Source organism: Microbulbifer maximicatervae (SeqCode) (genome assembly GCF_056232625.1).
This window is the reverse complement of record NZ_CP174324.1, coordinates 2413134-2433170: the sequence shown is the minus strand read 5'-3', so window position 1 is coordinate 2433170 and position 20037 is coordinate 2413134. Positions and strand designations below refer to the sequence as shown.

Annotated in this window: 11 protein-coding genes; 9 read left to right on the top strand and 2 right to left on the bottom strand. The window is 47.7% G+C overall.

Annotation, left to right across the window (positions count from 1 at the left end; genetic code table 11):
- Positions 1-240: 240 nt before the first annotated feature.
- From ACJJI6_RS10560 to ACJJI6_RS10550, 3 genes are all read left to right on the top strand, one after another.
- Positions 241-636, top strand: coding sequence for a hypothetical protein (locus ACJJI6_RS10560; protein WP_475713342.1), 396 nt, complete (start codon positions 241-243; stop codon positions 634-636).
- A gap of 216 nt (positions 637-852) precedes the next feature.
- Positions 853-5553 (top strand): RHS repeat domain-containing protein, encoded by a 4701-nt coding sequence (locus tag ACJJI6_RS10555; RefSeq protein ID WP_475713341.1) that lies wholly within the window; start codon positions 853-855, stop codon positions 5551-5553.
- A gap of 164 nt (positions 5554-5717) precedes the next feature.
- On the top strand, positions 5718-6206 hold the full coding sequence (locus tag ACJJI6_RS10550) for a transposase (RefSeq protein WP_475713340.1): 489 nt from the start codon (positions 5718-5720) through the stop codon (positions 6204-6206).
- A 511-nt stretch (positions 6207-6717) separates the two neighbouring features.
- Here ACJJI6_RS10550 and ACJJI6_RS10545 read toward each other — a convergent pair.
- Both ACJJI6_RS10545 and ACJJI6_RS10540 read right to left on the bottom strand, forming a co-directional pair.
- Positions 6718-8310 carry a DUF6119 family protein gene (locus tag ACJJI6_RS10545; RefSeq protein ID WP_475713339.1) on the bottom strand — a complete coding sequence of 531 codons (1593 nt, stop codon included), beginning with the start codon at positions 8308-8310 and terminating at the stop codon, positions 6718-6720.
- A gap of 252 nt (positions 8311-8562) precedes the next feature.
- Positions 8563-11400 carry an HD domain-containing protein gene (locus ACJJI6_RS10540; protein WP_475713338.1) on the bottom strand — a complete coding sequence of 946 codons (2838 nt, stop codon included), beginning with the start codon at positions 11398-11400 and terminating at the stop codon, positions 8563-8565.
- An 833-nt stretch (positions 11401-12233) separates the two neighbouring features.
- Between ACJJI6_RS10540 and ACJJI6_RS10535 the strand changes: the two genes are divergently transcribed.
- From ACJJI6_RS10535 to ACJJI6_RS10510, 6 genes are all read left to right on the top strand, one after another.
- Positions 12234-13700 carry an AlkA N-terminal domain-containing protein gene (locus ACJJI6_RS10535; RefSeq protein ID WP_475713337.1) on the top strand — a complete coding sequence of 489 codons (1467 nt, stop codon included), beginning with the start codon at positions 12234-12236 and terminating at the stop codon, positions 13698-13700.
- Positions 13697-14218 (top strand): methylated-DNA--[protein]-cysteine S-methyltransferase, encoded by a 522-nt coding sequence (locus tag ACJJI6_RS10530; RefSeq protein WP_475713336.1) that lies wholly within the window; start codon positions 13697-13699, stop codon positions 14216-14218. The genes ACJJI6_RS10535 and ACJJI6_RS10530 overlap by 4 nt, the downstream gene beginning before the upstream one ends.
- A gap of 98 nt (positions 14219-14316) precedes the next feature.
- Positions 14317-14853, top strand: a complete 537-nt coding sequence (locus ACJJI6_RS10525) for a gamma carbonic anhydrase family protein (RefSeq protein WP_252085074.1) — start codon at positions 14317-14319, stop codon at positions 14851-14853.
- The gene (locus ACJJI6_RS10520) at positions 14846-15061 is read left to right on the top strand and encodes a DUF1289 domain-containing protein (protein ID WP_108732299.1); all 216 of its coding nucleotides are present in this window, start codon (positions 14846-14848) and stop codon (positions 15059-15061) included. Before ACJJI6_RS10525 ends, ACJJI6_RS10520 begins: the two co-directional genes overlap by 8 nt.
- 58 nt (positions 15062-15119) lie before the next feature.
- Positions 15120-18638: a DNA polymerase III subunit alpha gene (gene dnaE / locus ACJJI6_RS10515; RefSeq protein WP_444894569.1), complete on the top strand. Its 3519-nt coding sequence runs from the start codon at positions 15120-15122 to the stop codon at positions 18636-18638.
- Positions 18639-18731: 93 nt separating this feature from the next.
- Positions 18732-19688, top strand: a complete 957-nt coding sequence (locus ACJJI6_RS10510) for an acetyl-CoA carboxylase carboxyltransferase subunit alpha (protein WP_282931792.1) — start codon at positions 18732-18734, stop codon at positions 19686-19688.
- Positions 19689-20037: the final 349 nt, after the last annotated feature.

Below are 20037 nucleotides of genomic sequence, written 5' to 3'. Positions count from 1 at the left end.
GTCGCCTATGGTTTAAATATTTTTTTCTGTGGTATTTTTAATTAACAGGTTTGTTCAAGCGCCAATTACTTTTAAGTTTCTGTCAGTATCTATAAGCAAAAACTGATCGGGAGGGCTTTAGTATTTGGCACTTAAATTACCTTTTATCTTAAAAAATTTTCCGCAGTATTAAGAAGGCTTTTTGTTAAAAAATGGGCAGGCCTGTGCCTGTATATATCACAAACATTAATGGGAACTAACATGGCTACAAACACTTACATCTATAAATCCTACGCAGATAGTGAGTCAGACAGCGATACTTTGTGGGGGCAGGTACAAAATAGCCTTAATAGCTTAAGCCAGAATGGTCGCGATTCGGTAAAAATCGCAAGTTCAAACGAACATGGCGGAAATTGCCGGAGTGTCATTATTTACACAGACGACGCGGCACCCGCTGGCTCAGTTGACACATTGTCACAGACTTGGAATTACGAAACCTTCAACGATTCAGACGGATATAGCACAATGTATCAAAATGCCGTCAATTTTCTGAATGAAACCCTTAATTCCGTACAGGCATACTACTCACGACTGTCTATGATCGACGCCAAGAGTCACTCAGCACACCTCGTTGTTTGGTACCGTGAAGGTGCATAAACAGTATTATTATATTTTCGGAATTCATTGATGGCTCATAGTCGTCATCTCTTTTTACACCAATGCAAACAATTAGCCAGCCTGTGCTCGCGCGCCATAAGAGCGTAGCTCTAAAGGCGATGTGAGCAGCTGTCAGGTTGTAGGATAAGGCGTGTGGAGATAACAAGACACAGTTAATCTGTTTGCGTAGCTTTTATATTTATATAAGGTGAGCACGTGTCAAACTTCGACCAGATGGCAAACTTTTCTAGTACCACGAATATCGCTAGCACTTCCACTGGCTCTAACTCATCCTCTGTCGCCAAAAATTATGCGAAGAATTTTCTTACCCAAGTCAATCCCCGTACTGGTTTACTCAGCGTTACGATTCCATCGCCACCTCTAAAAGGGATTCTCTCGATGGATGTGAATCTCGGGATCACATACGCGCAGGAGACCGTAGGTTCCTATGAACAATTGTTTGGTCTACCTGTAGGATGGTCCTATTCGTTAAGTTACATTAATGATGGAATCTTGACTCTCAACGGTAACCAAACCTATGTTTTGAGTCCGGAAAGTGCTTCTGGCTTGCAGTATTACTACCAGAAAAATCTTGAAATGACGCAGTATAGTCCAGGGCAATACCCTAATTTGCCCTATGACCCAAGTACTCCTTATGCATACCTACTGACCTTTTTAGACGGCCATCATCAGTATTTCGATGCCCAGGGGAAATTGATCTGTTGGGACGACAAAAATGGAAACCATCTGCTTTTTACCTATGATTCAAGCGATGCTTCCATTATACAGGCGAAGCTTATCAGTGTTACCGATGCATACGGACAAAACCTATCGATTTCACTCAGTAGTGACTCCATCGATGTAATTTACCCAAGATCCGATGCCAACCCTAACCCGATCACCTATTCTTACCAGCTACTTGAGGGCGCGCTGGTTTCCTACATTGACCCTATGGGCTTGACCACGCACTTTATTTACAACGGAGGTCTTATAAATAGCAAGCTCCTCTCGAACGTCAACTACCCCAATAAAGTCAGCTCGACGTTTGACTACAGTACAATCTACTATAAAGATAGTTCTGGACAACAAGAGCAACAAGATGTCGTGAGCAAGGTGATAAACACCTATGAAGAAGAAACCCGTAGCACAACCTATAATTATCACCCTGAGCAAAGTGGTCCAGATGGCCATAATTATCTTGGGAACCCTACGTATGAGGTCGCATCTACAACATCAGATACTTTATTTCAAAGTAATGACAATAATTACAGGTATTACACCACGATCAACAATAACAAAACGTTGGTCGTTAATCAGTACAACAATCTGCACCTTCTTCTAAAGTCTACCACCTTCACAGCAGATGGAAGCGAGCGCATCCAAGAAATAGCGTACACTTATGTTGGTGAAACGGACGGCGACTTCCCCCCCTACAACCAGCTCGATCCGAATTATCAACTGATTGCAGAAAAGCTAAGTACCTTCTACAACGAGCAAGAAGACACCAGACCCGCTAAAATTATTCGCAGCTACACAGACAATGGTCAAATTGCCTCTATCGAAGAGTACGAACTGATAGAGGGTGAATTACAGCTCGTCAAAAAGGGAGAGGTTGAATACGATATCAGTTTTGGTATGCCCACTTCCGTTAAGGTATACGACTACAAACCCAGAGGAGTACTTAGTCAAACACCAGAGATTATTAGAACGGACAATAAACTTTCAGATGATAAAAAGCACATCCTCACATTCACCCGCGGGACTGAAGTGAATGGCTTACTAAATCCATTACTCGTGACCTCTGTTGAGTATGACACTGCTGGCCGTCCCAGTTCCTCCACGCGTACCTGGGGTTCAGCAGCGCCAGATCATTCTGGAATTGCAAAAACCAACACGGCCTTTGAAAATATTCTTGACTCTACCGCACACACATTGACGCATGCCACGACCGATTTCTTTGGCAACACCTCTAATGAGGTTTACGATTTATGTACTGGTTTCCCAATCTCAACCAGCAACGCCGTGGGTGCGATCACTACGTATAACTATGACCTCGCTGAAGCAACCGTAATACGCACTGACCCTATGGGTAATACCACAACATGGAGCTACGATCTTACCAATAACATAATGCGAAAGCTCGATGCCAACGGTTACGAACAGAAGTACTACTACAACGGGTTTGGGCAACTTATCCAGCAAAGTGATTATCCTGTGAAGGGTGGGGCAGAGCGAACCTTAACGACGAATACTTATGATCAGCTTGGGCGTCTCAGCGTACAATTGGGTGTTCTAGGCGAAGCATCAAAAGTTACATACGCCTATAACGTACGCAGCCAATTAGCCTCTAAGACTGATGCCCTTGGCAATATATCGGGATACGAATATGACTCGGTAGCTTGCACGAAAGCAAGCTCTTTTAATTCGCTGAAATCAACTGAAGTGACTTACGGTCCTGAGAAGTCTGGCGGCCCACTTCTTAGTAAATTCAAGAAAAGAGCTAAAAAAGAATATAAACAAAGACTTGTCGCTTCGGCTAAAAAGTTCGATAGGCACAATGCTAATCAGTACGCCTGCGCTACACGCTTGTGGAACGCTTTTCAACTCAATGTACAGACCAGTATTGGGGATCAGCAGACCCCTCAACAGTTTTCTCTAGCGAGATCCTACAATATCCTCCAAAGCCCCACCCAGTATTGTCTCGGTGGTGCAAATCTCAAGCGCACACTAGTGGCCTCGCGAGATCTAAATGGGAATATGCTTCAGAGCACTTGTACACTTGAAGGTACGTCTCAGACAGAAGCGTCGTCAAATCGTAGTTACAATGAACTCGGGGAATTCACACAAGAAGCCACACTGACGGAACAAACTCGAAAATTTACTTATGATGCGGTAGGAAATAGGACTCAGATCAATCAGTTTAATGGATCACAGATAAACAGCACCTATGATCTAAACAAGCGAGTCTCTTCTCATTCGTACACCGAGAATGGCTCGAGCATTGAAATTCATTATGAATACGATGGTGTCGGGCAGCGCACTTCCATCGAGCGCTTCGTGAATGGGGAAAGCGATGCACTGCTCAGCTACACCTACACGCTTGATGGCAATATTTCTTCAATAAGTTATCCAGACGGGAAAACAGTTTCGTGGAACTACGATGTCAATACGGGCCTTCTGACTTCATTCATTGATGCGCTCGGGCATCAGTGTAGCTATTCCTACGACAGTTATGGCCGGCTCGCTAAAATCGCTCGGGACGATGGCTCTGTTTCCGTGGGAATCACCTATATCACCCAGCATATGGACAAAGCTAATGTGGGGAAAATAGCCTCGGTGAGCTACTCAAATGGGGTCAAGCTCGCTTACACCTATAACGGTTATGGGCGCCCCCAACAAATCATCGCTACCAGTACGGGTGAAGACGAGCCGATTACCCTCACCTACAGCTACGATGCAACGACCTCATTCGTAACCGCCATTAGCTACCGGCATCCTGGGGGCTCGAGTACACTCAACCGCGATGTTTCATTCGTATATGATGATGTTGGACAAGTTATTGGGGAATCATCTGTAGACCTACAAGGCAACCCACTCGAAACCGTATCTTATAGCTATGATGCGCTAGCCAATATCAAAACTTGCGCCCGCTCACTGCCTTCTTCTGAAAGTGCGGAGACAAATTACACCTACGATGCTGATAACCGGCTAAATTCCATCAGCGTGGCTGGCGCCCAAGATAAGGCTTTGAGCTACGACGAAAACAACAATCTGATTAAAGATGAAAATGGCAATAGCTACCAATACAATGCTTTGAATCAACTCACACAATTCACCTCAAGTGACGGCGAGAACACGACCTACACCTATTATCCCAATGGGTTGCGTGCAACCAAGCAAACCGGTGATGAGGAAATCATTCACTATTATTACGATAACGCCAGCAATGCCAACATCATCAATGAAGTTCAGGGGGATTCAGAGGCCAGCTACATAATATCAGCATCGTCGCGACTCGCTCGTGTGCTGAAGAAAGACTCGTCATCTGAACTCCAGTCTTATCTACTCGATAGACAAAATGTTCTTCTGACTTTCGATACTTCAGGTTCTATCAGTAGCGAGTATGTCTACGACGTATATGGCAACTGCAGGTCATCCCAGAGTGGTAGCATCGCTGACAATCCATTTGCTTATTGTGGAGAATATGCCGACTCGGAATCGAGCTTGCTCTATCTGAGGGCCCGGTACTACGCGGCGCAACGGATGAGGTTTGTGAGTCGAGATAGCTTCCTGGTTATGAATCCTTACACCTATGCCGATGGGAACCCTGTCATGAAGCAAGATCCTTCTGGGCATCATTCAACTGCAGTAAAGATTGGTATCGGCGTGGGCTCAGCCGTCGGTGCAACCATCTTCGGATTTGGCGCGTGGGGTGCCTGGTCACACTTGGTGCGTGGGCAAATTGATCAAGATGGGGAGGGAGAGGTTTTGAATGGTGTTGGTCAAAATTATGGCGCTTTTGGGGGGGCACAGGAATTTAATGCTCTCATTCCAAATTTTGGCGCTTATGGAGAGGCGGATACACCAGAAGAGTTATTGGAAGCTGTTGGTCCAAGTTCAGTTGTCGATATCAGATTAGAGAATGGGAAATATCACTACGACGCCAGGGACGCCAGACCCGGTGACGATCAACCTATTCTGGATGACGCTCAAACACTTGTGGATGTGGATGAAGCTCAAATTCAATTGGGAATGTCCTTTCGGACACTCCCTCGAGGTATAAATACAAAGCGAGCTAACCGAAATAAAGATGAGATATTTGAAGATGGAGGAGACGGTGGGGGGATAGTCGGTGATGTAGTAGATGTAGCAAGTGAAGCAGAAGAAGTAGCAGATGTAGCAGCGATGTTTTGCTGATAAGTTGAACCAATAGAAATAACGGACAGGTTAAATTGCATTCCTTGAGTGTAAAGCGCTACTTTATCATTGTGCAATGGTAAAGTAGTGCTCTAAAGTTATTCGTATCCAGAAAATAGGTAATGTAAACTTTTTTGTGTATCTGCCCGCCCATTTGCAAATTGATGAAATCTATCATTGTTAATTGGTTGCCAAGCTCCGCAATGCTTTCGGGGCGAAAATTTCGCCAATTAATTTCAGGGCTCTCAAAATACATTGGTATTTCTATTTCGCGAATATTTAAAGCAGCTTGTAGAGGTAATTACCCGTGGGAGAAGCTGTTTCGGGCTCCCTTTCTGGCTCCGCACTATCTCAAAGGCGATACCCTCGATCACTGTGAGTTGGGAAAACTAAAGGAAGTCGCCGCTATATGGCGGGAGCGCTTAATAGATATCAGTTGGTTTATGCGCTGTTTAAACGAGTCTATCGCTCGGAAAGCCAATGCTGAAGACAAGTGTACAGGCCCTTTTGGGGAGGGGCGATTTAAGTCGCAGGCTTTACTGGATGAAAAAGCCCTCGCCGCTTGCATGACCTATGTAGACCTAAACCCTATCCGCGCTAATATTGCCAAAACGCCTGATACATCTCTATTCAACTGCGTATTCGCTCTGTAATCACCGCTGAGCAACCCAGAAGTTTACTGCCGTTTGTGGGAGATGAACGCTTAAATTGCCAAAAGGTTTACCTTTTCAGCTGGGCCATTATTTGGAGTTGGTGGATTGGAGCGGTCGGCATCTAGATCCCAGAAAGCGCGGCACTATCGCTGAGAATACCCCTCCTATACTTGAGCGCCTCGGTATTTCACCTGAGCACTGGCTTTACCTCAACCGAAATTTTGAAAGCCGATTTAAAGGATTGGTAGGGTCGGTTGAAGCAGTACGGAAAGCCTGTAACTTATTGAATAAACGCTGGGCCCAAGGCGTGTGTGATTGCCAAAAGTTTCTCTCTTACCCTTCATCTCAACTCAATTGAATCATTTTTAATCCCACCGATCGATACCTGTTCGCCCTGTGTGCTGAAAGCTCTGCACACCAAAAATAGACAAAATACTCCGCATATTCGTGCTTCGATGCTCCTCTGGTGAGTATAGATCTTTACTCCGCCGATTTCTTCCTCACCCATGATTCATGGGTGTCTTATTTGTGTTGATTGCTCAATTTTGTAGATAAACACTTGATACCCCATACGTGATATTTCTTTATGAGTCAAAACTGCATTCAATTTACTAAAAAATGGCAAGTAGTCACTCATATTTCCTTCCCGTCGAGATGCTATGGCGAACGTGAATGAAATAGTTTCAGGCTTGGAAATATCGGTTTCCTGTACCCCCCAATCATCAGGTATATTATCAACTATAAACTCCCTATACTCTTGTAGGTCTCTCAATAATGCTGCGGATACTTTTCCCTGTGAAAAAAGATGACTCAATGTGGCAGATTTGTTGCCTGGTTTGACACAAACAAAATTTAAGTCTCTAGTAAGTATGTCGCATGGCTCAACGCTACTTCTCCCGCCAGGATGATAGTTGACGGAGTCTAAGCAGACATAGTTGTCACAGCTACTGGCAACCCTCTGGTTATAAGTCCCTTCGTGCTCATTCGGGAGAATATTGGGTAGCGAAAAGTTATTTGGAGGTGGAACTAATTGGCTAAATTTAGTTTCAATATCTCTTTTAAACCCTTCACTTATCTTAAACCACTTGCCTAAACAAACAATATATAACATGCCATTATGAGAAACCTCAGAAACAAGATATTCATAGAGACTCCTATCTGGTGCAACGGAGTTATTATTTCCATCCAGAACTCGTACTTTAATATCTTCAGGTGAGAAGTTTGTAATATTTTTTACTGATAAAAACCTCTGTACCTCATCAATATCTAACTGATCAAAATCCATTCTCCTCCTATTGTAAACAAGCCTGAATTTTTCAGCCGAGTCCCATTCATCAATTTTAAATGGGGCCAAGTTTATTTCGTTCCCAATAGGGTTTGAATTCAGTGTTGATCTTAGTTCAGATTTTAGCGAATTTATAGTATCAACATCCCTCTCAGAAGCTATATTATCAATAAATCCAAAATGGTTTTGGTAATGGTTTGCCCCATATAAGGTCAATAATTGAGCACATTTTCTAGATAAGTCTGATAATTGACAGTTAACTGATATTTTCAGAGAGTCACTGCCAAATATTGCTTTTGCTAGATCGTTATCTTGCGGAACTCCTCCAGCCATAAGTACCATTTCTTCATCATGCTCTAGCCCCATATTGTCAATGTTACTTAAGGCTGCGACTACTGTTTTTCGTTGGCGCGCTACAGCATCCATTCCTCTAGCTTCAACCGCTTTAAGCGAATCACTCTCAACGCTATTTAATACTACTTTAAGTCCAAAATCTGGAACAATTACGTCTTTTTTTAAGGCGAGATAAGCGTACCCATAAGTTACAATGAAGATTCGTTGACTAGATCGCAGCATCAGCATAATTGATGAAGAGGTATTAGTTATTCCTTCAAGAATAGAACTTTCGATGTGCCCAGAAAACGTACTGACCCAATTTGGTGTTGATGTTTTGTTGCGTTGAATATACGCAACAGCCTCAAACGGTAACCCTCGTAAATCAGCTGTAATGTATTCATCTTCCCCTTGAAGATAGTTGGGAGATATTGCATCAGAAAAATCTAAAATCCTTTCTTTGATGAGATAAATATTGAATTTCACGTTGTATCCTTATGATCACCTAACGACTGGCTCAGTCGTCGCAAAAAATCGCGGTTGTTTTGCCAGCTTTTGGTAAGAACAGATTTAGACACCCACCGAACAAAAGGCATAAGCCGCTAACTCAATTGGGCATGATTCATGAGTGTCCTATTTGTGTTTCTCAATACAGGGTGTTATTTAGTGGCGCTAAACCTTCAATTATCACGAAAATGGATGAAGCTGACCGCCACAAATAACAGCTATTTTGGCTGGCTATGGTTTCAATAGAGGTTGCTGATTATTTTCTTTAAGCCAGGAAATCGAAAATGGAGATTCTTTATGGTTATTTTCTTCTTCATCCTTCCATTCAAGAGTACAGAATATCGCGCCAAATGAATTTGATGTGTCAAGCTGTTCTACCAAACTATCAATGTCTGCATCAAATTTTGGATTTTTGCCTATTGCTAGCATGCTCCAGTGATCGTTTTCCCACTCAATTGTTAGTTTTCTCCAGAAAGTCTTCGGAACATAGCCGGGAGCAACTATATCCGTAATATCTGATTTTTTAATTAGTATCCGCCTTCCTACAATAGGAAGAAGATTAATCCTGCTTTGGAAAATATACCCTGTAGGATTTAGCTCGAAGAAAGTCCTGACCCACGAGGATCTACTTTGTTTAGATCCAGTTACTTTGTCTACAATAAGATAATTCTCACAGAATTTATTGAACTCCTTCGAACTCCAGGCTCCTTTCCCTTCGCTTAGATTCGCCGCATCAATATAGATGCTTTTTAATCCTTGTTGCTTGATCAAGTCATAATCTAGGGGCAACAGAGAACTATTTGAAACTATCAGTTTACATACATTCTCTGAATTACCATATCGCCAGTCATTCAATCCTTTGATTGGCAGGTTAAGTATTTCGGCTAGAAACGTTTTTGAAAAAGCACGACTAAGTGATCCACAGTAATCAATAATTTGCTTTGCTAAATAGTCTGAAATATCTTGAGCTAGTACATCGCCAAACGGAAGGGTCTTTCCAACAATATTAGATCTTTCCAAATTTATTGGCATGCGCCCATCTTGATCAAAAACAACAAGTGAAGGGGTTCTTGCCTCAATGCTTCCTAGTTTTGATGAAATCCCAAGATTGTCGAGTTGTAAATTGTCAGTGATTATTATTCCATTGCAGATTAGTTTTCTCGACTCTCCGTGATATCGATGGTTTTTTCCTACCCTTTGGTAGGTCCACATCACGTCATCGTAGCCATCTGTTAATATTCTGCTCCATGCTCCATCATCTAAGGGCTCACCAGAATTGGGAACAAGCTTTGATTGATCCAAAATAATTTCACCATCATCTGTCACAATTTTTCTCATGACTTTGGGGTTGGATAGTGAGAACCAATCCCACTCGTTAGGCTTTCCGACTAGCACCGACTTTACATTGTTACTTATAGATATTGATATCTTTGTTCCAACATGCATCTCCAAGTTGGTAACGACAATTGAATCACTTCCTTTCCTACATGTAAAAGCAAGCCCTTTTTGGGGGGCTTCGCTTATATGTCTCGTTTCAACTTTCATCTCATCGCCAAGCAGATAGGCTGCTAAGAGACCAATACCAAATCTGCCAGTACGATAAACATTTGAATGACCGTCAGTTTCATGATCTTTCTTCCAACGATCGCTATTTCTAAAGGATGCTCCAATATTTAAAAAATAGTTTTCAACAATATCGAGAGTCATCCCGATACCGTAATCCTCAATGATTAACTCTCCACCAGCCTCAGATTTATCTATCAATGTGACGATAACATCATGATTTGAATTTTTTTTAATAGATGAGTTACTTTTTATTAACAGGTCATCTAATTCTATGCATGCGTCTATCGAATTCTGAAGTAACTCTCTGATGCCAATTTCTGGCTTATCGCCATACAGCGGAGTAATAAGAAGCTCCATCATTTCTGAATCTGCAGTTTTGAATTCTAATACTTTAGGTATATAGTCGGGGTTCTTTGCCTCAATGAATTCATTTAAATTATCAAGTGATGACCTAATCCTGCGAATGGTTATCCCAAGTACATTTAGGTTTTCATATCGACCATAAATCTCTCCTAGAACGGACCACGATAAATCTAGCTCCCTCTGCATATCCCTAAAGAGATTTACAAGAGCCTCATATGTTACAGCGTTTGGTGGTTCTGCATCGATATAGATCGCCTCAGGGTCATCGTGAGCATTATTTATTTCAACAACAGAGTGGTGTTTCTCCCATTCGCCCCGAGATATGGGGCTCACAAGGGATTTAATCTCCAATAGTTTTTTGGGCGCCCTCTGGGAGTGAATTTGTATATAGTCTGAGATCCTGAGAACAGACATTAATAGTGGGACATGACAACTCAAATGCACCTGTTTCTTGTTTTTTTCAAGATTATCTACGGCTGAACGCAAGCTCATGTTGTGGCTTCTAGCTATATATCCACACAGGTCTAAAAAGTTATTATCTGGTTCGGGCGCTAGATTTAGAGTTCTTTCTTCAAGGCCTGGGACACCGTTAAATGCAATTTCATGAGCAATTCTCGCATGATGTCTGCGTATAAATTCACCGATTAATAGCTTATCCCTTCCGTTCAAATCTATTTTATTGTTAGGTATATCTTTGATAGGGTTATCGTCATCAAATAGAGAGATTAATTTTTTTGAATCAAACCTTTTCGCCTCTTGCATAAACTCACCCCAAAGGGCCGGCCAACCTTTTTCTTGTTTTAGGTATCTAGATTTAATAGTCGGAAATTTTCCAGCTATTAATGAATAAAACCCATCTTCTGTAATGTGCAAGGCACAGTCATGCAGTAACACCGATACAATCAATGCAGCAGCATCTTGCGATGAAAGCTGATCCCAGCTTTCATCAGTTATAATACTGTCTGCCGTTAGCAGTACTTCATTTAGGTGAACTAGGCCATGGTCCGTATATTCAGGAAAAAAAACAGGTTTGTTATCGCTCAGCCAGTCTCCAATATTCGTAATGCTGGATAATACAAAACTGTTATAGTTTGGATTTTTCTCAAGGAGATTTTTTGTTCTTTTTGGGATTTGTAACACAATTCCATCCTTAGTCTTTATTTATTATCTTGTCTAACATTTATATAGAGATTATTCTGGCCACTATTATCCTCATTACTATTCTGGAATCAATCTTACGCCTTGGCTAAAAAGTGTTATTCTAATCGAATAGTTTCTTGCTTTTACGGTAATCGTACCAAAAGTAAAAGCGATCACTTTGACTACTACCCCAAATATGGGTTCACTTTGTAACTTATTGTATTTCAACAAATTTTTTCTTGTTAAAGCCGTTCTGGAAAAATAACAGTCAAACTGATCAAAAATATATCTGTGTGCCTTTTTATTGCTGGCTGGGATTACCGTATATAAAGCTGGCGCTGAGCCAAGTAGCGGCATGGCTGCTCGAAAACCTAGATTGCTGTTGAATCACTTCATGGTGTTTCTGGCTTACAGACCGATTCATAGAAGTAGCAACTTGCAAAGGCAGCTTTTCTAAGTTGCTGAAAGCTGTAATTTTTAAAAGAGCAAACAAGCTATACAGAATTTATCCGACAAATTATCGCTTATTTAGTCAATAATTTTTTACCAAGCGGTAAACCTATATCAAGGCTATTCAGTCTATGTAAGGAATACCTCTCTGCAATTTATAAAAACTCGATTGTATAGTTTTACTTAAAAATAATTTTTAGATGTGACTTCTCAACCTAGGCATTCCTTGAAAGAGATAATTAAAGAGAGCCCAATTGGCCCCTTCCCCTCTGGATCTCACTTTCCTGACCTCCAAGTCTATAGCCCAAAATGGTCAGTTCCGTTTTTGACTAGTTCCGATACCGTCCAATCCATACACTGGTAGACAGAAATGAGAGAGACTTATGAAGATTGATGCAGCAGTTTGCTCCAGTGCGCGATTGGCCCGAGACCGACGCTTTGATGGGCGCTTCTATACAGCAGTGAAAACAACCGGCATTTTCTGCCGCCCGATCTGTCCCGCTCGGCCACCGCTGGAGCGCAATGTTACTTATTTTGAGACTGCGGCGGAGGCGACCAATGCGGGCTTTAGGCCCTGTCTGCGCTGTCGCCCCGATTCTGCGCCGGGCAGCCCAGCTTGGGGATTGGTTTCGACCACCGTGCAGCGCGCTTTAAAACTGATGCGCAGTGAGCGCGAGCCTCAATCTGTGGAGCGACTGGCAGAGCGGCTCGGGGTCAGCAGCCGCTATTTGCGCCGTCTGTTCTCTGAGCACCTGGGGGTAAGCCCCTTAGCGGTTTGGCAAACTGAGCGGGCACTGTTTGCTTTTCGTTTACTGCGGGATACGGACCTGCCTATTGCTGAAATCGCCTACGAATCCGGTTTTAACAGCTTGAGACGCTTTAACGGCGTATTCAAACAGATCTATCAACGCACTCCATCCGAGGTGCGGAGGGAGGGGCATGCAGAGCGCGCTGAGAAGGCGAGTGCCACACGGGTTCGGCTGTACCTGGATTACCGCCCGCCACTAGATTGGCAACAACTCCTGGCTTTTTTGGGAACCCGCGCTTTGGCCGGGGTAGAACAGGTGGAGGGGGAGGTCTATTCACGCAGTTTCGAACTGGATGCTTGTCGCGGCGTGATGGAGGTCTCCCATGATCCGGAAAGAAATCGCCTGGTAGTGGAAGTTTTTGGTCAGGAGGGTGGGGCAGGGTTATATCTACTGAACCAGCGCTTGCGCCGGCTGTTTGATCTGGATGCGGATATTGAAGAGATCCAGACGGTATTAAACGAAGATCCATTGCTGGCGGATCAGTTGGCGAAGAATCCGGGCCTGCGCTTGCCCGGTGCCTGGGACCCATTCGAATATGCGCTGCGGGCGATTCTCGGTCAGCAGATCAGTGTCGCGGCGGCGACCACTATTGCCGGACGTATAGTGGCCCGCTACGGGGAGTCTTTTGTGGATGATGCCGGCAGAGAACGGTTTTTATTCCCAACGGCGGAGCGTCTCGCTGAGGCGGACTTTGCCGATCTGGGCTTGACTCGGGCTCGGATGAAAACCCTACAGGAGTTTGTTGCCGCAACTTTGGATGGCCGTGTGAGTTTTGCCGATCAGTCCCTGGAGGATTGGTGCAGCCAGGCCACAGCTCTGCCGGGTATTGGCGATTGGACGGCGCATTATATTGCTATGCGCGGCCTGTCGATGCCGGATGCTTTCCCCGCGTCGGATTTGGGTATTCTGCAAGCCCTGGGCAGTGATGGTGAAAAGGCTAAACCCAAGCAGGCCCTGGAGCGGGCAGAGCAGTGGCGGCCCTGGCGGGCATATGGAGCCATTTTGTTGTGGCAGTCCCTGAAATCTGGAGAGAAAAAATGATTGTCTATGAGAGTTACACCACGAAATTGGGTGATGTTGCCATCGCGGCCTGCGAGCAGGAGGGAGAGGGTTTCTCCCGGGGGATAGTTGCACTCCAGTTTTATGACGATGAACGGCCATTGCGTTTGGGAGCCGGTTGGCAGCGGGGCGCCTCGGAGCTGACGGATTTGGCCGCCCAGCAGTTGCGGGAATATATCGCCGGCCAGCGCAAAAATTTTGATCTGCCACTGGCGCCAAAGGGTACTGAATTTCAGCGCCGGGTTTGGGATGCCCTGTTGCAAATTCCCTTTGGCGAAACCCGCAGTTACAGCCAGCAAGCCCAGTGGTTGGACCAGCCACGGGCTATTCGCGCGGTGGCGCGGGCCAATGGTGCGAACCCGATTGCGATCGTTATTCCCTGCCACCGCGTAATCGGAGCCAATGGCAGCCTTACCGGCTACGCCGGCGGCCTGTCTTTGAAAGCGCGCTTGCTCACTCTTGAGGGTGCCAACTTTGTCCAGCAGGGCGAGCTGCTCTAGCGGGTAATATTGGGAAAAGCGCAATCATCTCTCCCTAGCCACGGCCTCTTTGGCGCGAGATAATAAGCGGTTCATAATCATATCGAGCCGGAGGCCAAATGCTGTACAGATTGGGGGATAAACAGCCACAACTGGAAGGTGAGGGCCACTATATTGCGCCCGGTGCCCATGTGATTGGAGATGTGCGTATGCTTGCGCACAGCTCCGTATGGTTTAATGCAGTGGTGCGCGGTGACTGTGCGCCGATCACTATCGGTGAATACAGCAACGTACAGGATGGCTCGGTATTGCATGCCGATGTGGGTGTGCCATTAACCATCGGCACCGGTGTCACCGTAGGCCATAAAGTGATGCTGCACGGCTGTGACATTGGTGATTACAGCCTGATTGGTATCAATGCCGTGATCTTAAACCGGGCCAAAATCGGCAAGTGCTGTATCATTGGCGCCAATGCGCTGGTGACCGAGGGCACAGAAATCCCCGATTACTCTATGGTGCTGGGCTCTCCCGGCAAGGTAGTAAAATCTCTCGATCCCGCCACCTACGAGCTGCTCAAAGCCAGCAGCGATCACTATGCGGCCAACGGCAAACATTTCGCCAGTGAACTGGTCCCGCTTGAGGCTAAAGATGTCTGAACAACCGGTAAAAACCGTGGAGCCGAAAGAGCGCCCGGTGAAATCCCCCTGTATCTCCGTATGTGCCCTGAATGAGCAGGACCTGTGCGAGGGCTGTTTTCGCAGTGGTAACGAAATCAGCCGTTGGGGCTCCATGAACAATGATGAGCGCCGTGCAGTGTTAAAGCTCTGCACCGAGCGCGCGCGGCAAATGGGCCGAATCTGGTAAACAATCGATAGCGCTTTGTCGGGGCCGGGCCTCGCAGGGCCCGGAACTAAATGCGACTATGACCCAACCCTTTGTCCACCTAAGAATTCACTCAGAATTTTCCCTGATCGATGGCCTGGTAAGAATCAAGCCGGCCATCGCCCGCGCCCAGGAGCTGGAAATGCCAGCCCTGGCGATTACCGACCAGTGCAACCTCTACGGGCAGATTAAATTCTACCGGGCCTGTTTGGGCTCCGGTATCAAGCCGATTACCGCAGCGGATTTTTGGCTCAGCGAAGGCGGCGAGGGCAAGCCCACGCTGATCACGCTCTATGCGATGAACGCCGATGGCTACCGCAATATTACCGAGCTGATTTCCCGCGCCTGGATGGAAGGCCAGTACCACGGTAACGCCTATATCAAGCGCGAATGGGTTAAGGAGTACAGCGAAGGGGTGCTGATGCTGTCCGGTGCCAAGTACGGCGATGTGGGCCGTGCCCTGGTAGCGGGGCGCCGCGCCCAAGCAGAGGAGCTGGCACGGGAGTGGGCGGAGTTATTTCCCGGCCGCTACTACCTGGAGTTACAGCGCACCGGTCGCGCCGGCGATGAGGACTACCTGCACTCGGCGGTGAAGTTGGCCCAGAACCTGAACTTGCCAGTGGTAGCCACTAATGACGTGCGCTTTATGGACGAGAGCGAGTTCGAGGCCCACGAGGTGCGCGTTTGTATCCACGAAGGCCGCGCCCTCGATGACCCTCGCCGCGAACGCCGCTATTCCGCGCAGCAGTATTTCCGCACACCGGAAGAGATGTGGGAGCTGTTTAGCGATATCCCCGAAGCCCTGGAAAACACTGTGGAGATCGCCAAGCGCTGCTCTGCACCGATCCAGTTGGGTAAATACTTCCTGCCGGAATATCCGATTCCCGAGGGCATGACCGAAGACCAGTTCTTCGAAAAGGTCTCCTATGAAGGTATGGAGCGGCGCCTCGCCACCATCCTCGACAAGTCCGCTGCGGACTATGCCGAGCGCCGCCAGATCTACGAAGACCGCCTGCGCTTTGAGCTGGATATCATTATCCAGATGGGATTCCCCGGTTACTTCCTGATCGTAATGGACTTTATCCAGTGGGCCAAAGACCACGATATCCCGGTGGGCCCGGGGCGGGGTTCCGGTGCCGGTTCCCTTGTGGCCTACTCGCTGGACATTACCGATCTGGACCCACTGCAATACGATCTGCTGTTCGAACGATTCCTGAACCCGGAGCGGGTGTCGATGCCCGACTTCGATATCGACTTCTGTATGGAGAAGCGCGACCGGGTAATTGGCTACGTTGCGGATAACTATGGCCGCCAGGCGGTGAGCCAGATTATTACCTTCGGAACCATGGCCGCGAAGGCGGTGGTGCGAGATGTGGCGCGGGTGCAGGGCAAGTCTTACGGCCTCGCCGACAAGCTGTCCAAAATGATTCCCCCCGATGTGGGCATGACCCTGCAAAAGGCTTTCGACCAGGAAGAGATCCTGCGGGAATTCCTCGACCACGACGATGAGGGCCAGGAAATCTGGGAGATGGCCCTGCAACTCGAAGGGGTCTCCCGTAATGTGGGCAAGCACGCCGGTGGTGTGGTTATCGCCCCCACCAAGCTCACCGATTTTGCGCCGCTCTACTGTGACGAGACCGGCGCGGGTCTGGTAACCCAGTTCGATAAAAACGATGTGGAAGATGCGGGTCTGGTGAAGTTCGACTTCCTCGGCCTGCGAACGCTGACCATCATCGACTGGGCCAAGCGCATGGTGGACGAGACCCGCGCGCGTGAGGGTGAGGAGCCCCTGGATATTGCCGCGCTGCCGCTGGACGATGAAGAAACCTTCAAAATGCTCAAACGGGCAGAGACCACGGCGGTATTCCAGCTGGAATCCCGGGGTATGAAGGACCTGATCAAGCGCCTGCAGCCGGACAACCTGGAAGATATGATTGCCCTGGTGGCCCTGTTCCGTCCGGGTCCGCTGCAATCGGGCATGGTTGATGACTTTATTAACCGTAAGCACGGTCGCGCCCAGGTGGCCTACCCGGATGCCAAATACCAGCATGAAAAACTGCAACCGATCCTGGAGCCCACTTACGGGGTTATTGTTTACCAGGAACAGGTGATGCAGATCGCCCAGGAGTTGGCGGGCTATACCCTCGGTGGCGCCGACCTGTTGCGCCGGGCGATGGGTAAAAAGAAACCGGAGGAAATGGCCAAACAGAGGGCCACTTTTGAAAATGGGGCAAAAGAGCAAGGAATTGACCCCGAACTTGCGATTAAGATCTTCGACCTGGTAGAGAAGTTCGCAGGCTATGGTTTTAACAAGTCGCACTCTGCGGCTTACGCACTGGTGTCATACCAAACCGCTTGGCTGAAAGCGCACTATCCCGCCCAGTTTATGGCGGCGACCATGTCTTCGGATATGGATAAGACCGATAAGGTGGTGACCTTTATCGAAGAGTGCCGAGCCATGGAGCTGGTGCTGGTGCCGCCGGACGTGAATCTGGGCAGCTTCCAGTTCTCGGTGGATATCGACAATCGCATTATCTACGGTCTCGGTGCGATTAAGGGCCTGGGTGAAGGTCCGATTGAAAATATTATTGCGGCGCGGGAAGAGGGCGGTCCCTTTACCGACCTGTTCGACTTCTGCTCGCGGGTTGACCCACGCAAGGTGAACAAGCGCGCACTGGAGGCACTGGTGCGCTCCGGAGCACTGGACAGCATAGGCCCGGATACCAATGGTGCCGACGGTTTGGATTATTCCCGTGCAGTGCTGTTTAACGCGCTGGATGAAGCGGTAAAAGCGGCGGAACAGCAAAAGGCCAATGCCAATGCGGGCATGATGGACCTGTTTGGCGAAGTGGTGCCCCAGGCATCGGAAGGCGATGTGTACGAGGATTTCCGTCGCACACGCTGCTGGAGTATCCGCGAGCGCCTGGAAGGCGAAAAGAATACCCTGGGTCTGTATCTCACTGGGCACCCGATTGACGAGTATGCCGGTGAGTTACAACACCTGGTGAAGGCGCGAATCGCCGATTTGAAACCCGGCCGGGAATCGCAAAAAGTTGCGGGCCTGGTTGTGGCGATGCGGGTAATGAAGACTAAACGCGGTGATTCCATGGCTATTGTTACCCTGGATGACCGCAGTGGCCGTATTGAGGCGGCCATGTTCAGCGAAGCCTTTGGCGAACACAGGGATAAGTTGGCCAAAGATGCTCTGCTGGTATTGGATGGACCGGTTGCCACTGACGATTACAGTGGCGGGCTGAAGATGACAGTAAACAGCGTTTCCACGCTTGATGAACTGCGCCAGAGCCGGGTGACCGGGGTGCGTTTGCGAGTGGATAGCGGCAGTGTGGCACCGGGGCTGGCCAAGCGGCTGGCCGCTTGCCTGCAACCCTATACCGGTGGTCAGTGCGGGGTGAGCCTTGAGGTTTCCCGCCACGATGCCCGGGGCTTGTACCGACTGCCGCCGCAGTGGAACGTAGAACCAAACGACCAGATGGTCCAGTCCCTCAGGGAACTGTTGGGACGTGAGCAGGTGGCGCTTCAATACGCACAACGGCGTTAAAATCTACCGGGCTCGACTGGCTGGTCCTGTACAGTTAAGCTATGCCGCTGTGATAGCCCGGTGGTAACAAAAAGAGTTAAAGGCGCAGATTTCATGAATTTTAATTTTCTCGAGTTTGAGCAGCCCATTGCAGAGCTGGAAGGCAAGATAAAAGAGCTGCAGCTTGTGGGTGATGACAACGAGCTGAATATCGCCGATGAAGTTACCCGGTTGCGGGAGAAGAGTAGAACTTTGACCGAGTCCATCTACTCCGACCTGAGCCCGTGGCAGGTCGTACAGGTAGCCCGCCATCCGCAACGTCCCTATTCAAAGGACTATATCGAGCGTTTATTTACCGATTGGGATGAGCTGCACGGCGACCGTCACTTTGGTGATGACAAGGCGATTATCGCCGGTATCGCGCGCTTAAATGGCAAGCCGGTAGCGGTGATTGGTGAAGAGAAAGGCCGCTCTGTAAACGAGAAGGTTGCACGCAACTTTGGTATGCCGAAGCCGGAGGGTTACCGCAAAGCCCTGCGTGTTATGGAAATGGCCGAGCGCTTTAAAATGCCGGTGCTGACCCTGATCGACACCCCGGGAGCCTATCCGGGTATCGACAGTGAAGAGCGCGGTATCAGTGAAGCCATCGCCCAGAACCTGGCAGTGATGTCCCGCCTGCGCACGCCGATTATTTGTACCGTGATTGGTGAAGGTTCATCCGGTGGTGCACTGGCGATCGGTGTGGGGGACCAGCTGAACATGCTGCAATACTCCACCTACTTTGTGATTTCCCCTGAGGGTTGCGCCAACATTATCTGGAAAACGGTCGAGAAAGCGCCTTTGGCCGCTGAGGCGATGGGGGTGACTTCCAGCGTGTTGGAAGAGCTGGGTATTGTGGATGAAACTATCCCCGAACCTCTCGGTGGCGCTCACCGTGACCCGGATGCAATGGCCAATAACCTCAAAGACCGTCTCAGCGAGCAGCTGGACCAGCTGAGCAGCATCCCCATTGATGAGCTGCTGGAGAAGCGCTATCAGCGCCTGATGAGCTACGGCAATATCGTTTCCTAAGCTGCTTTTTTACTCTAGGGAGTTGTTCAGAGGCTCCCTAGACCCTTTCCCTGCCGCGCCAAGTGTATAAATTTATTGCCGTGTGCGCGGTTGGTGTTTCCTTCCTAGTCCCTTCTTTCCCTACTCATAGATACTTGCGCTTGTGTGTCATTTTCCGCGCGATTGAGTTTTCCCTTTCGCTGTCCCTCTGCCTGAAAAAACCACTATTTACAGAGCTGCCTTGTGGTCAGTCTCGTCAATACAGCTAGGTTATTGGACTCCCAGGAAGTCTTAGAGGGAAATAAAGTACTCAAACAGGTTGATCTACTCTTTCGAGGGAGGCCGTTGAGAAAGCGGTTTACCTGACCCG